The sequence below is a fragment of the Seonamhaeicola sp. MEBiC01930 genome, assembly GCF_045277075.1.
Classification (GTDB): Bacteria; Bacteroidota; Bacteroidia; order Flavobacteriales; family Flavobacteriaceae; genus Seonamhaeicola.
This window is the reverse complement of sequence record NZ_CP104270.1, coordinates 1,290,481-1,305,530: the sequence shown is the minus strand read 5'-3', so window position 1 is coordinate 1,305,530 and position 15,050 is coordinate 1,290,481. Positions and strand designations below refer to the sequence as shown.

Below are 15,050 nucleotides of genomic sequence, written 5' to 3'. Positions count from 1 at the left end.
GTCGTACGATGTTTCTTGTTAATAAAGTTACGCTTTAGATTAATGCAATGGACTTTTAGTTTCTGTTAAAATGTTCTTAAAGTTGAAAAATTATTTATTTCAAAATATTCAGTAAATAATAAAATTTATTGATATTTTCGTAAAAAAAATTAGAATATTTAAATAATCACTATTTTAAAGGGTACTTATGGAAGCATTTAGTTTAGATGAAATATTGAAGAGCTTAGGTGTTTTAAACGTAAACAATGGCACTTCTACAGGAGTAAATAATTTTTCAAACGGTGAAATTATTAAAAGTTTCTCACCGGTTGATGGAAAACTAATTGCAAGTGTAAAAACTACTTCTGAAAGTGATTACCAAAAAGTAATGGAGGTTGCAACCAATGCTTTTAAATCATGGCGATTAACACCTGCACCGCAACGCGGTGAAATTGTTAGGCAATTTGGTGATAAATTAAGAGAAAAGAAAGAAGCTTTGGGCAAATTGGTGTCTTATGAAATGGGTAAAAGCTATCAGGAAGGTTTAGGTGAAGTACAAGAAATGATAGATATCTGCGATTTTGCTGTAGGCTTATCACGCCAACTTCATGGTTTAACTATGCATTCTGAACGCCCTGGACATCGCATGTATGAACAATACCATCCGCTTGGAGTGGTTGGCATTATTTCAGCATTTAATTTTCCTGTGGCCGTTTGGTCTTGGAATACTGCTTTGGCTTGGGTTTGTGGAGATGTCTGTGTTTGGAAACCTAGTGAAAAAACACCTTTGTGTGGTGTGGCTTGTCAAAATATAATTGCAGAAGTTTTAAGGGAAAATAATTTACCCGAAGGCATTTCATGTTTAATTAATGGCGATTATAAGGTTGGTGAATTTATGAGCAAGGATACAAGAATTCCATTAGTTTCTGCTACTGGTTCAACAAGAATGGGTAAAATTGTAGCTAAAGAAGTGGCAGGACGATTAGGAAAAACATTGTTAGAATTGGGCGGAAATAATGCCATTATTGTTACTCCTGATGCAGACATAAAAATGACGGTAATAGGAGCCGTTTTTGGTGCCGTTGGAACGGCAGGACAACGTTGTACTAGTACGCGCAGATTAATTATTCATGAAAGTATTTATAATAATGTAAAACAAGCCATAGTTGATGCCTATAAGCAATTGAAAATTGGAAATCCGTTAGATGAAACCAATCATGTTGGCCCTTTAATAGATAAAGATGCGGTTGCAATGTATGAAGATGCTATAGAAAAAGTAGTTGCAGAAGGTGGAACCATTTTAGTTGAGGGCGAAGTACTTTCTGGTAAAGGTTACGAAAGTGGTTGCTATGTAAAACCTGCCATTGCAGAAGCTAAAAATAATTTTGAAATAGTACAACATGAAACCTTTGCCCCTATTTTATACCTTTTAAAATATTCTGGTGAGGTTGAAAATGCCATTGATATTCAAAATAATGTTGCTCAAGGATTAAGTTCTGCTATTATGACCAATAATTTGCGCGAAGCAGAAAGATTCTTATCTCAAGCTGGAAGTGATTGTGGTATTGCCAACGTAAATATTGGAACCTCTGGCGCCGAAATTGGTGGTGCTTTTGGTGGTGAAAAAGACACTGGTGGCGGACGCGAATCAGGTTCTGATGCTTGGAAAATTTATATGCGTAGGCAAACAAATACTATTAATTATACAACCGAGTTACCATTGGCTCAAGGAATAAAGTTTGATTTATGATGTGTTTGTAAACAGGTTGTTGTTGACTTTCATCCAGATTAAACCTTTGTAACTCGCAAAAGTCTAAAAGACTATAAGCCAATAAGATGGTTTTAAGTTAATCTATGGAAGCGTTTCAAATACAACACTTATACAGAAGAGCAGGGTTTGGTATTTTACCTGAAACACTTAAAAGTTTATCTGCAAAAAGTAAAAAAGAAGTCGTTGATAATCTTTTAAACGGTTCTAAAAAAGTTTCGTTATTAGAAGTTGATATTTCTGAACTTAAGGTTGCTTTCAGTAGTATGATGAAAGCTGAAAAACCAGATAAAGAAGCACGCAAAAACCTTCGAAAATTAAGTAGGCAAAAACAAATTGATTTAAATGAAGCTTGGATTGAAAGGCTTACAAACCCAACAGCACTTTTACGTGAAAAGATGACGCTGTTTTGGGCCAACCATTTTGTGTGCGAAGACAATAATATTGTATTTATCCAAAACTTCAATAATACATTGCGTAAAAGCGCACTGGGAAATTTTGGTCATTTTGTTAAAGCTGTTTCTAAAGAGGCGGCCATGACCAAATATTTAAACACCAAGCAAAATAAAAAGCAAAAACCTAATGAGAATTTTGCTAGAGAGTTAATGGAGCTTTTTACTTTGGGAGTTGGAAATTATACAGAACAAGATATCAAGGAAAGTGCCAGGGCCTTTACAGGTTATGGTCATAATTTAAAGGGTGATTTTGTATTTAAAGAACGCCAGCATGACCATGGTATAAAATCATTTTTTGGGAAAACAGGTGCGTTTTCTGGTGATGATATTATTGATATTATTTTAAAGAAAAAGCAATGTGCTCAATACATTTCAGAAAAAATATACGCCTATTTTGTAAATGATAAATTAGATGAAAATCATGTAAATGAAATGACTCAGGTGTTTTATAAAGACTATAATATTGAGACCTTAATGCGTTACGTTTTTATGTCTGACTGGTTTTATGAAGAAAAAAATATTGGAAACAAAATAAAATCCCCCATTGAATTTTTAGTTGGTATTAAAACTTTAGTACCAACACAATTCAAAAACCCTAAACAACAAATATATTTACAACGCTTATTAGGTCAAACGCTCCTAGATCCGCCTAATGTTGCAGGTTGGAAAGGTGGTAAGAATTGGATAGATAGCAACACCATTACACTTAGGTTAAAGTTACCATCATTACTATTAAATAGTGCTTATATCTCTAAAAATAAAACGGGTACTAATGATTCTAAAATAGAAGAAAGAAAAGAATTCTTTAAACAGAATTATGGAAAACGATTTAATGTTGAAAGCAATTGGGACTACTTTAACAAGCATTTTAAGAAAGTAGATATTACTGAATTAGATGATTATATTTTAGCTTGTAATATATCACCTCATGCTAAGGCCAATTTAAATTCTCTGGCAAAAGTTTCTAAGCAAGAGTACTGTGTACAACTTATGTCTTTACCAGAATATCAAATGTGTTAATTATGGACAGAAGAAAATTTTTAAAGCAGTCATCGCTAGCAAGTGGTTTATTTTTTGTTCCAAGCTTTGTAAAAGCTTTTGAGAATGTAGCTAGTAGTAGTTTGGGGTTTAAGCGTTTGGTAATTGTTCAGCTTTCTGGTGGTAATGACGGATTGAACACAATTGTACCTTTTCAAAATGACACTTATTATAAAGAACGGGCAACATTAAGCATTGCTAAAAGAGATGTTTTAAGGTTAACAGATGAGGTAGGGCTTCATCCCAGTTTAGCACCCTTAAACAGATTGTATGATGAAGGGCTTTTAACTATAATCAATAATGTTGGGTATCCAAATCCTAATCGTTCACACTTTAGGTCTATGGATATATGGCAAACAGCTGTAGACTCAAATGAATATTCTCAAAGTGGATGGATTGGTAGATATTTAGATCATTACGGAGAGGTACCATATTCTGCAATTCAAATTGATGAAAGTTTGTCTTTGGCTATGAAAGGCGAAACTAATAATGCCATAGCTACCCAAGACCCTAAAACTCTATACAATTTATCTAGAGACCCTTATTTTAAGAACCTTCAGAATCATAAGAATGACCCACATTTGAGTGAGCATAATTTAGGCTATTTGTACAAGTCTATGATTGAAGCACATTCTTCAGCCAAGTATATTTTTGAAACCAGTAAAACGGTGTCTTCTAAAAAAGAATACCCAAAAAATAAGTTTGGTAAACAGTTAAAAACTACAGCCCAGTTTATTAATTCGCATTTAAGTACCAAGGTGTATTACGCCTCTTTAAATGGTTTTGATACGCATAGTAATCAATTGGCAACTCAAGGACGTTTGTTAACTCAATATGCTGAGGGTATTGAAACCTTTGTGCAAGATTTAAAAGCAGGTGGCACTTTTAATGATACGTTGATTTTAACCTTTTCAGAGTTTGGGCGCAGAGTGAAACAGAATGCTAGTTCTGGTACAGACCATGGTACAGCAAACAATCTTTTTATTATAGGAAATCAATTAAGAAAACCTGGACTTTATAACAATATGGCCAATTTAGATGATCTGGATGGTAATGGAGATTTAAAGTTTGAAATAGACTTTAGAACCATTTACGCCACGGTTTTAAATAAATGGTTAGATGTAAATGATGAGAAGGTTCTTAATAAATCTTTTAAGCAATTGGATTTTATTTAGTAAAAAAGCTTGCTTAACGGTCTTGTGTATGTTTTCATTATGTGGTTGAGCAATCAACTTAGCAAAAATGGAACAAACCAAAGAAAATTCCGAAGTGATTTTCAAGATAAGCACTGTCCATAGCAATTAATTATAGCCATTTTTGTCAGTAGATTTTTATTCGTTTTCGATTTTTTCTCCTTTAATTGGTGAATAGTCTTTTTTCAATTCTCCATTCACAGTTATTTCGTCAAAATAACATTTTGCTCCAGTCGCTTTGTTCATATCTTCCACGTTTTGAATGTGAAAATGTAAATGAGCTTCTGAAGAATTTCCAGAATTCCCACAAAGCCCTAATAATTCTCCTTGTTTTACTTTTTGCCCTTGTTTTACGACAATCGAATTTTGTTTAAAATGAGCGAAAAACAAATATTCGTTGTTGGCTGTTTTAAGTATTACCGTATTTCCTGGAACATAAATTGGGTTTAGTTCGCCAGGTATGTTGTCTTTTACTCCGTCAACTGCTAAAACCACTTCTGCATCACACGGTGCAATTAATTCTTTCCCAAATGCATAATAATCTTCGTTAGTTTTTCCGTCTGTTTTGAAGGTTTTTCCGTTTTTGTCCGTAATAACAATATCATATGCGTTTTTTTGAGCTTCACTTTCTACGTGATAGTTCAATTCTTTAGTGTCTCCGCCCCAAAATACGGTCCATTCGCCATTAAAAGGTAAAATCAGTTTCGTTTCATTTCTTTCAAGTTTGGGAAGATTGTCTTCTTTAAATGGTTTTACAAAAAGACCATTGATTTTTGAATTATTGTCAAGGGAAATATTTACCGCAAAAACTGCTCGTTCAAAGATTGTTTTGTAGGAGGCGTAAGTCTGTATATATTTTACAAATTCTTTTTTTTGAATTTCACCCGCTTGACTTTTCAACCCTTTTAAGAAATTGGTAGTTTGTTCAATGGGTAAAGCATTTTTCATTTCGGTTGAGAACAAGTTAAAAATCTTTTGATATTCATTAGAATTGTAGTATTTCTCAAATTCAGCTGAAACTTTTTTAGAAGCTTCTTTTTCAGTTTGTCCGAAACTTATGATTGGGATTAAAAGCAATAAAATTAGGCTTATTTTTTTCATTTACGTTGTGATTTGTTCAAATTACTGGCAACGGTTATGTGTATGGAAAGTTGCGTGCTTGTGTGCGAGGATTTTCCGAAGGAAAATCAGATGCAGGCAAGCAAAGCAACTAACATTGGTTTAGTATAAAACTAGCAATTTTTATACACGGTGTTGCTATTTCGTTGTTTTTTTCTTACAGTTTTTGGTCAGTCGTTTTTTTGCGTTTCGCTGATCAGTCCGACGCAACACTTGCGCACTGCTTTGGTCAGTCAGATGTTTTTTGAGTTTTTATTCCGCAAACAAGCTAAAAGTCCGACGAAACTTGGTTTTAAGCTTTCAATCAAAGTAAATGGGTAATGGGCCATTTTTTCTTGAATATTTGATAGTTTTATCAATTATTTCTTTTTTTTCTAATTCCGTAACTAAAACATTGTCAAAAGGTTTTTTCCATTTTTTAATTGAAATTATATTGGCATAAAATGCAGGAGTCGTTGTCCATTCACCATCAATTAAAATTGATTTGTGATTGTCGAATTTAATTTCAATTGTACTTCTGAAATAAACAATAATTTCTGTTATTTCCATTTTCAATAATTCTCAAATTAAATTATGTTCCGTTTTCAGCAATGAATGGCAACGTGTATATAAAAACAATTGCGTTTATATCTACTATGTTTATTTGATTAAAAATAACAAAAATTCTTACAAAAGAAGAAAAAGACCAAAAAAAACCTTGTCTCAATGCCGAGTTATTCGGGAGAAACAAGGTTATATCTTAAAAAGATTAATAGCAGTGCAAATGTAAGAAAAATAAATTAACATATGTTAATTTAAGATTAAATAATTGTTTATTTAACTGTACTTCATTTTTCTTAGAATGCGCATAGATTCTTTATATAAGTGGTAAACCTCTTCACTGTGTTTCTTTAAATAAGGTTTAGCCTCTTTTAATCTGTCAATGGCTTCATGAAACAAATTAAGATAACAAATTAGATATGTAGCCGGTAAATTTTTTAAATCTATAGTATCATTTATAGTCAATGGCATATCTTTTTTTAGCTTTTCTAAAATGGCATTGTTTGAGTTGTAAATATGGTGTAAAACTTTTTTATCAAACTGGGGTGGTTCAAACAAAAGCTTGGTGTCAATATTGTAATGAACATTGTCTTCAAATTTAATAATAGTCTCCTCTAATTTGTAATATTTATTGTTATTGTGAAGCCCTAAATTTACATATTCTATTATCTTAAAACGGTCTTCATCAAAAGAAATAGAAACTTCGTCTAAAGCAGAGAAGAATAACCGCACTTGTTCATTTATAAGTTCAATATCAACTCTGGAATAAAAAACTTCATCCTTTACTATTTTTTTTTGTCCAGACCAACATAGCACAAAATACTCTTTAAAGACTTTATATTGGGCATTAAAGTCTTTGCGTTTATTCATAAAATCAAAAACACCATCAAGAGTATGTTCAATATTGTTTTGAGCATTTTTTTCAATGGCCTCAACAATTTTAGAGTTAACATCTTTAATTTCAATATCAAAAACTTTAGGCATGCTCATACTGCCATCTCTAAAGAAAACCGAGCCACCGTAGTATTTCCAAATATTTTTTCTAAGAGATGTAAGTTTACCTGTTGCACGAATAGTAACCAATCCTACTACTTTATCATCAGGCAAATGCGGAAAAGGAATATTTTCATACTGAACTATGGGTGGGCTAGTTAAATAGGCATTAATAAGATTTTGAATTTTACTATCATCAAAAAAATCAACACCTGTAATATTATTATCTTCATCTTCAACCCCAATAACTATATAAGAATTGTTTTTTGGATTACTGTTTGAAAGGGCACAAATATGTTTTAAAAATTTAGCCTTTCCTTCCTTATGGCTAATGTCTATTTTACGCTTTTTATCATAAAAACTATTCTCATCATTATGAGCTAAAAGGTGTTTTATAAGTAGGCGTTTATTAATCATATTTTTTGGGTGAGAACCATTTCAAGTTTATTATTTCCTGATTTTGTATAAAAATACTTAAAACCATTTTAAATTTTAAACTCAAATGATGTAGTTTTTATTTTATCTATTAACATTTGTTAGCTATTGAAATCATTGGATTTTAGCATATTATTTTTAACCTTCCTTTAACACCATATCAATAAAAATTTTAACAATTTGCAACCTTCAATGAAGCTTATTATATTCGGGCTTCTAAAAAATTAAAAATGATGGAAGAAACAGGTACAATTGATATTAAGACAATTAACGAGAAGATAGAAAAAGAAAGTGCTTTTGTTGATTTACTTATGCTTGAAATGAATAAAGTAATTGTAGGCCAGAAGCATATGGTAGAACGCTTGCTAATTGGTTTGCTTGGGCAAGGCCATATTTTGTTAGAAGGGGTTCCGGGTTTAGCAAAAACTTTAGCCATTAATACCTTGTCACAAGCTGTAGATGGTAGCTTTAGTAGAATTCAGTTTACTCCTGACTTATTACCTGCAGATGTTGTAGGAACACTTATTTATAATATAAAGGAAAACGACTTTTCTATAAAAAAGGGACCCATTTTTGCAAACTTTGTGTTGGCAGATGAGATTAATAGAGCGCCGGCTAAAGTGCAATCTGCTTTATTAGAAGCTATGCAAGAAAAGCAAGTTACCATAGGAGATGAAACGTTTATTTTAGATAAGCCCTTCTTGGTAATGGCAACCCAAAACCCAGTTGAACAAGAAGGAACTTATCCGTTACCTGAAGCACAAGTAGACCGTTTTATGTTGAAAACGGTTATAGATTACCCAAAGATTGATGAAGAACAATTAATTATGCGGGCTAATATGAAAGGGGCTTTTGATAAAGTAAACCCAGTGGTTTCGGTAAAACAAATTTTAACAGCTCAAAAAGTTGTTAGAGAGGTTTATATGGATGAGAAAATTGAGAAATATATCTTAGACATCATTTTTGCTACCAGGTACCCAGAAAAATATAAGCTAGCCGAATTAAAACCATTAATTTCTTTTGGCGCATCACCACGTGGAAGTATCAATTTAGCAACTGCAGCTAAATGTTACGCTTTTATTAAACGAAGAGGTTATGTAATTCCAGAAGATGTTAGAGCGGTGGTTTATGATGTATTACGTCATAGAATAGGCATTACTTATGAGGCCGAAGCTGAAAATGTAACTTCAGTAGATATCATCAACAAAATAGTAAACGAGATAGAAGTACCTTAAAATTGACAATTGATAATTGACAATTGATTATTTAGAGTAAATAATCAATATTAAATGTTCAATAGACAATTAAAAGATGGATACTAAAGAATTACTAAAAAAAGTACGAAAAATTGAGATTAAGACACGTAGGTTGTCTGATCATATTTTTGGAGGAGAATACCACTCTACCTTTAAAGGGCGTGGTATGACTTTTAGTGAAGTGAGACAGTATCAATATGGAGATGATATTCGTAATATTGATTGGAATGTAACCGCTCGTACAAATGAGCCTCATGTTAAGGTTTTTGAAGAAGAACGCGAACTTACCATGATGCTTATGGTAGATGTTTCTGGCTCTAAGTTATTTGGTACTTCACAGCAATTTAAAAATGAAGTTGTTACAGAAATAGCGGCTACCTTAGCCTTTTCAGCAACACAGAATAATGATAAGATTGGGTTAATTTTATTTTCAGATAAAGTAGAATTGTATATTCCTCCAAAAAAAGGGCGCTCTCATGTTCTTAGAATTATTAGAGAACTTATAGAGTTTGAACCAGAAAGTAAGCAAACTAATATAGCCGAAGCATTAAAGTTTTTGTCAAACGTAATGAAGAAGAAAGCAATAGTATTTGTGATGTCTGATTTTATTGCTGATGATTATGAGCATACCATGAAAATTGTTTCTGGTAAGCATGATGTAACTGGAATAAGAGTATATGATAAAAGAGAGGAAGATATTCCGAATCTAGGAATGGTTCAAATGCAAGATGAAGAAACAGGAGAATTAATGTTGGTTAATACATCATCTAAAAAAGTAAGACTCAATTATGGTAGGTTTTACCATGAAAAGGTTAATTATTATAAAGAGAGTTTTACAAAATCTGGTGCAGGAATTATTAGTTGCAGAGTAGATGAGAGCTACGTAAAAAAACTTTTAGGGTATTTTAAAAGAAGAGGATAGTTTAGTTAAAAGTTAAAAGTTAAAAGTTAAAAGTTAAAAGTTAAAAGTTAAAAGTTAAAAGTTAAAAGTTAAAAGTGATAAGGGATAAGTTTCATAAAATAGTATTTAATAAAAAGCAATTGTTAATGTATTCAACTATTGCCTTTTTACTACTTACTAATGCCTTAACTGCTCAAGTTACTTCGGCAATAGATTCAACCTCAATAGAAATAGGAGAACAAATTACCTATAAAATTCAAGTTGAAACAGATACAACTAATTTGGTGGTTTTTCCTGAAGGACAAACATTCTCTCCTTTGGAAATGATTGAGTCTTACGCCATTGATACTTTAAAAAAGAATGACAAGTACAATCTTGTTAAAAAATACGGATTAACTCAGTTTGATTCTGGGGCGTATACTATACCAAGACAAAAAATTATTGTTGGCAATAAAACCTTCTTCACAGACTCTTTAAAAGTAGAGGTTAATAATGTAGTTGTAGATACTACAAAGCAAGGACTTTATGATATAAAACCAATTATTGAGGTTAAGAAAAAAGGGGGTAATTGGTGGAAATATGTATTACTTACATTATTGATTGTTGCCTTAGTTGGTGGAATACTTTGGTGGTTTATTTGGAGAAAAAAGCCTTTAAGTGAAGAAGAACAAATAGCTCTATTACCACCATACGATAGAGCTAAATTAGCATTAAAGAAATTAGATGAAAGTCATTATTTAGAGCACGAGGAATTAAAATCATATTATTCTGAATTAACGCTTATTATAAGAAAGTATTTAGATGAAAAAGTGTACGATCATTCTTTAGAGAGTACAACAGATGAGCTTATTTCTAAATTAAGATTATTAAAAGATGGTAATCAAATAGATTTAAGTAAGGAAACCATTAAGAATATTGAAAGCATTTTAAAACGAGCTGATTTGGTGAAATTTGCAAAGTCAGCACCAGATATTGAATTAGCCGAATTAGATAGAAATACCATTGATACTGAAATTGACCATGTTAAAGAAGTATTGCCAGAACCTTCTGAAGAGGAAAAGCTTTTGGATGAAAAGTATAGGGAAGAATTAGAACGTAAAAAGAAACGCAAAAAGATTATTGTTACTGTTGCAATTTCTTTATTTCTGCTAATGGCTACCATTGGCGGTTTTTCAATTAAGTACGGTTTTGGTTATGTAAAAGACACTATTATTGGTCATGATAGTAAAGAACTTTTAGAAGGTGATTGGGTAACTAGTGATTATGGTATTCCACCAGTTTCTATTTCAACTCCTAGAGTATTAAAACGTTTTGAGCTTCCTATTCCTGAAGAAGCAAAAGGAAAAGTAAAGATGACGTCGTTTATGTATGGCACCTTACTAGATGTTTTTAGTATTCTGGTAAATACAGCTACCTATCCAAGTTCCGGTGAGAATGATAATAAAATAGATTTAGAACAAGTTTCTGAGAATAGTATTAAGGGAATGGAATCTCAAGGTGCAGAGAACATTACAGTATTAAGAGAAAAATTTAATACACCCAATGGAGCTGAAGGCCTTAAAACATATGGAACATTAAATATAGTAGACCCAATTTCAAACGTTACAAAAGGAGGGAATTATGTCCTACTACTTTTTACTTCCGAAAATGTTTTACAACAAATTATAGTTACCTATCCAGATGATGACACTTATGCAGATCAGGTGGTAGAACGTATTGTAAATTCAGTAGAACTTAAAAAAGAAGAAGATTAATGTTAGAAGGTATTGAGTTTTTAAATAAACAATGGTTTTGGTTGTTTTTGGCACTACCATTGGCTGTTCTTTGGTATATAATAAAGCATAAAAAGCAAACAGCAGAACTTAAGATTTCTAGCTTAAAAGGTTTTAGGCTTACTAATTCTTGGCTGCCAAAAGTTAAACATTTGCTTTTTGTTTTAAGATTATTGGCATTAGCACTTCTTATAACTGCCTTAGCAAGACCTCAAACCGTTGATGTGTCTACTAAAACCAAAACCACTAGAGGTATTGATATCCTTATGGCCATAGATGTTTCTGCTAGTATGTTGGCAAAAGACTTATCACCTAATAGATTAGAAGCTTTAAAAAATGTGGCTGCTGAGTTTATTATGGGTAGGCCAAATGATAGAATTGGTTTAGTAGAATATGCAGGTGAAAGTTATACAAAAACGCCTATTACTAGCGATAAGGCCATTGTATTAAGATCTTTAAAAAGTATAAGGTATAATAACATTATTGAAGGCGGAACCGCAATAGGTATGGGTTTAGCAACTGCAGTTAACCGCTTAAAAGATAGTAAGGCTACTAGTAAAGTAATTATTTTGCTAACAGATGGTGTAAACAATACAGGTTTTATAGACCCAAGAATTGCTAGTGAATTGGCTGTAGAATATGGTATAAAAACATATACTATTGGTTTAGGAACTAACGGAATGGCCTTGTCTCCTGTTGGAATTTTACCTAATGGAAATTTTCAATATGGTCGAATTCAAGTTGAAATTGATGAAGAGCTGTTAAAGGAGATTGCTGATGCTACTGGAGGTAAATATTTCAGAGCTACTAATAATAAAAAGCTAGAAGAAATATATAACGAAATAAATAAACTTGAAAAAACCGAGATTGAAGAATTCAAGTTTTACAATTATGAAGAAAAATATAGGTCTTTGGTGCTGCTAGCAGGTATATTATTGATGTTAGAGGTGTTGCTGAGGTTTTCAGTTTTCAGAAGTTTCGTTTAAATAAAATTGAAGGTTTAATAGATGTATCAATTAGAAGAAAAAATATGGTTTTGGACGTTAATTATTATTCCAGTAATAATTGTATTCTTTTTGGTGCTTCAAATTTGGAAACATAGGGCACAGCGTAAGTTTTCAGATAAAGCCTTACTTAAAAAGCTAAGTCCTAACACGTCCTTGTTCAAATCGGTGTTAAAAATCATTGTTTTAAGTTTAGCATTTCTGTGTTTAACATTGGCGTTGGTAAATCCTAAAGTAGGAACTAAACTAGAAACGGTTAAACGTGAAGGCGTTGATATTGTTTTTGCTGTTGATGTATCAAAGAGTATGTTAGCAGAAGATATTGCTCCAAATAGGTTAGAAAAATCTAAACAGTTAGTCACGCAAATCATAAATAATTTAGCAAGTGACAGGGTAGGTATTATTGCTTATGCAGGAAAAGCATTTCCGCAATTACCTATAACCACAGATTATGCTTCTGCCAAAATGTTTTTACAAAATATGAATACTGATATGTTGTCATCACAAGGAACAGCTATCAATGAAGCTATAAAATTAGCAAAGACCTATTTTGATGATGAAGAACAAACAAACCGTGTACTAATTATTATTTCTGATGGTGAAGACCATAGTGAAGAGGCAGCTGCAATAGCAGAAGAAGCTAATGAAGAGGGTATTAGGATTTTTACCATTGGTGTTGGTGATGTTAAGGGAGGTCCGATCCCAGAAAAAAGAAATGGTATAGTTTTAAATTATAAAAAAGATAGTCAAGGAGAAACTGTTATAACACGTTTAAATGAAGAAACCCTAATGGCTATTGCTGAAGAAGCTAACGGGGCGTATATAAATGGGAAAAATACAAATGATGTAGTTGAAAATATTAGAGATATTTTGAGTAGTATGGATAAAACCGAGTTTGAAGCAAAACAATTTGCAGATTTTAAAGACCAGTTTCAATGGTTTTTGGCGTTTGGTGTTTTCTTTTTACTCTTAGATATTTTCTTGCTAGAACGTAAAACAGCTTGGTTAAAAAAGCTGAATTTGTTTAATGAGAATTTATAAATTCTTTAACGAAGAAAAAACAGAAGGTTTTATATATTAGAATTTAAAAACAAATTATAGAGGTGAAAATGAAAACTAAAAACAATTATTTAACTTTAATGCTTTTGTTTACAACAGTGTTTACTAGTGTAGCCCAAATTGCAGAAAGTGATTTAGATATTTCACCGCTATTAATAAGTGAAAAAGTACCAGATTTAAGCATTACCTCGGCAAATGGGGATACCTTACAATTAGCAGAAGTGTTTAATGAAAAACCTACAGTAATGCTATTTTATAGAGGAGGATGGTGTCCGTATTGCAACAGACATCTTTCAGCGGTTAATGATATAGAAGATGAGATTAATGCGCTGGGTTATCAGATTATAGGTGTGAGCCCAGATTCACCAGAAAATTTAAATGTATCAGTAGATAAAGCAGGTCTCAAATACAAACTTTTTTCAGATGCTAATGGAGCATTAAGTCAAGCAATGGGTATAGCTTTTAAAGCTCCTGAGCGGTATTTAAGTAAGCTAAATAAATTTTCTGCAGGACTTAATTCAGGGTTTTTACCCGTTCCGTCGGTATTTGTTGTTGGTACAGATGGTACTATACTATTTGAGTACATAAGCCCAAACTACAAGCAAAGAATAAGTGCAGGCTTGTTATTAGAGGTTTTGAAACAATTAAAAGAGAAATAGAGTTAGATGAAACAATTATTATCAATCATATCAATATTTTTTATAACCATTTCTTTTGCTCAAGAAAAGCAGGATAAAGAAAGGTTATTGGCTTTAAAGAACGCCAATAACTACGTATATGAAGGCAATAATTTGGTTAGTGAAGATGATTATGTTTCTGGTGAAATGGCTTATAGAAAAGCTATTTCAGAAAACCCAAATTCTGTTGAGGGCAATTTCAATTTGGGAAATGCCTATTACCAAAAAGGAAGCTTAATGGAGGCTTTATACAGGCATCAAGAGGCTGCTAATAGTAGTGTTTCAAAAGAAGAAAAACATAAGGCATTTCATAATATTGGTAATATTTTGATGCAGAATAAAAAGTGTAGTGAAGCTGTTGAGGCTTATAAAAATGCATTAAGAAATAACCCAACAGATGATGAGACACGTTATAATTTGGCACTAGCAAAAGAGTGTGCTAAACAAGAGCAAGAAAATAAAGACCAAAACGAAGACGACAAGAATAACGACGAGAATAAGGAAGATCAAGATCAGAAAGACGAGAATAAGAAGGATAAAGATAATGAAGGTGATCAACAGGAAGATGAGAAAGAGGATGGAGATGAAAAGGAAAAGGAAGGGGATGACCAAGAAGATGACCAAGGCAAGCCTAACGATGATAAAGATGATAAAGGAAAAGAAGGTGATAAGAAAGATGAAGATAAAAAACCACCTAAACCACAAGAAGGTAGAATGTCTCCACAGCAAATAAAGAATTTGCTTGAAGCAATGAATAATCAAGAACAAAAAGTTCAAGAAAAAATGAATGCCGAAAAGCAAAAAGGCGTTCCTGTAAAAACAGATAAGGATTGGTAATTATTTAGAATTACAAATTTGAAT

13 protein-coding genes are annotated in these 15,050 nt (G+C 32.1%); 10 read left to right on the top strand and 3 right to left on the bottom strand.

What is annotated here, in order from left to right; translation table 11 throughout:
• Positions 1-187: 187 nt before the first annotated feature.
• The 3 genes from N1F78_RS05635 to N1F78_RS05625 all read left to right on the top strand — a co-directional run bounded on the left by N1F78_RS05635 (position 188) and on the right by N1F78_RS05625 (position 4,415).
• Positions 188-1,729 carry an aldehyde dehydrogenase family protein gene (locus N1F78_RS05635; protein ID WP_406685208.1) on the top strand — a complete coding sequence of 514 codons (1,542 nt, stop codon included), beginning with the start codon at positions 188-190 and terminating at the stop codon, positions 1,727-1,729.
• Between the two features lie 104 nt (positions 1,730-1,833).
• Entirely contained in the window at positions 1,834-3,222 is a 1,389-nt protein-coding gene (locus N1F78_RS05630) for a DUF1800 family protein (RefSeq protein WP_406685207.1), read from the top strand.
• Positions 3,223-3,224: 2 nt separating this feature from the next.
• Positions 3,225-4,415: a DUF1501 domain-containing protein gene (locus tag N1F78_RS05625; protein ID WP_406685206.1), complete on the top strand. Its 1,191-nt coding sequence runs from the start codon at positions 3,225-3,227 to the stop codon at positions 4,413-4,415.
• A 156-nt stretch (positions 4,416-4,571) separates the two neighbouring features.
• Here N1F78_RS05625 and N1F78_RS05620 read toward each other — a convergent pair whose 3' ends face one another.
• The 3 genes from N1F78_RS05620 to N1F78_RS05610 form a co-directional block, all read right to left on the bottom strand.
• Entirely contained in the window at positions 4,572-5,534 is a 963-nt protein-coding gene (locus tag N1F78_RS05620; protein ID WP_406685205.1) for a DUF3887 domain-containing protein, read from the bottom strand.
• Positions 5,535-5,852: 318 nt separating this feature from the next.
• Positions 5,853-6,101 carry a hypothetical protein gene (locus N1F78_RS05615; protein WP_406685204.1) on the bottom strand — a complete coding sequence of 83 codons (249 nt, stop codon included), beginning with the start codon at positions 6,099-6,101 and terminating at the stop codon, positions 5,853-5,855.
• Between the two features lie 267 nt (positions 6,102-6,368).
• On the bottom strand, positions 6,369-7,502 hold the full coding sequence (locus tag N1F78_RS05610) for an ATP-binding protein (protein ID WP_406685203.1): 1,134 nt from the start codon (positions 7,500-7,502) through the stop codon (positions 6,369-6,371).
• 251 nt (positions 7,503-7,753) lie between these two features.
• On the opposite strand from N1F78_RS05610, the gene N1F78_RS05605 reads away from it, so the two are divergent.
• From N1F78_RS05605 to N1F78_RS05575, 7 genes are all read left to right on the top strand, one after another.
• The gene (locus tag N1F78_RS05605) at positions 7,754-8,755 is read left to right on the top strand and encodes an AAA family ATPase (protein WP_406685669.1); all 1,002 of its coding nucleotides are present in this window, start codon (positions 7,754-7,756) and stop codon (positions 8,753-8,755) included.
• 76 nt (positions 8,756-8,831) lie between these two features.
• Positions 8,832-9,698, top strand: a complete 867-nt coding sequence (locus tag N1F78_RS05600) for a DUF58 domain-containing protein (protein WP_406685202.1) — start codon at positions 8,832-8,834, stop codon at positions 9,696-9,698.
• Positions 9,699-9,823: 125 nt separating this feature from the next.
• A complete protein-coding gene (locus N1F78_RS05595) occupies positions 9,824-11,431 on the top strand; it encodes a hypothetical protein (RefSeq protein WP_406685201.1) in 1,608 nt (535 codons plus the stop codon).
• Positions 11,431-12,435, top strand: a complete 1,005-nt coding sequence (locus tag N1F78_RS05590; RefSeq protein WP_406685200.1) for a vWA domain-containing protein — start codon at positions 11,431-11,433, stop codon at positions 12,433-12,435. The genes N1F78_RS05595 and N1F78_RS05590 overlap by 1 nt, the downstream gene beginning before the upstream one ends.
• A gap of 21 nt (positions 12,436-12,456) precedes the next feature.
• Positions 12,457-13,494: a VWA domain-containing protein gene (locus tag N1F78_RS05585; RefSeq protein WP_406685199.1), complete on the top strand. Its 1,038-nt coding sequence runs from the start codon at positions 12,457-12,459 to the stop codon at positions 13,492-13,494.
• A 68-nt stretch (positions 13,495-13,562) separates the two neighbouring features.
• Positions 13,563-14,171: a peroxiredoxin-like family protein gene (locus tag N1F78_RS05580; protein ID WP_406685198.1), complete on the top strand. Its 609-nt coding sequence runs from the start codon at positions 13,563-13,565 to the stop codon at positions 14,169-14,171.
• Positions 14,172-14,177: 6 nt separating this feature from the next.
• Positions 14,178-15,026: a tetratricopeptide repeat protein gene (locus N1F78_RS05575; RefSeq protein ID WP_406685197.1), complete on the top strand. Its 849-nt coding sequence runs from the start codon at positions 14,178-14,180 to the stop codon at positions 15,024-15,026.
• The last annotated feature ends 24 nt before the right edge of the window (positions 15,027-15,050 follow it).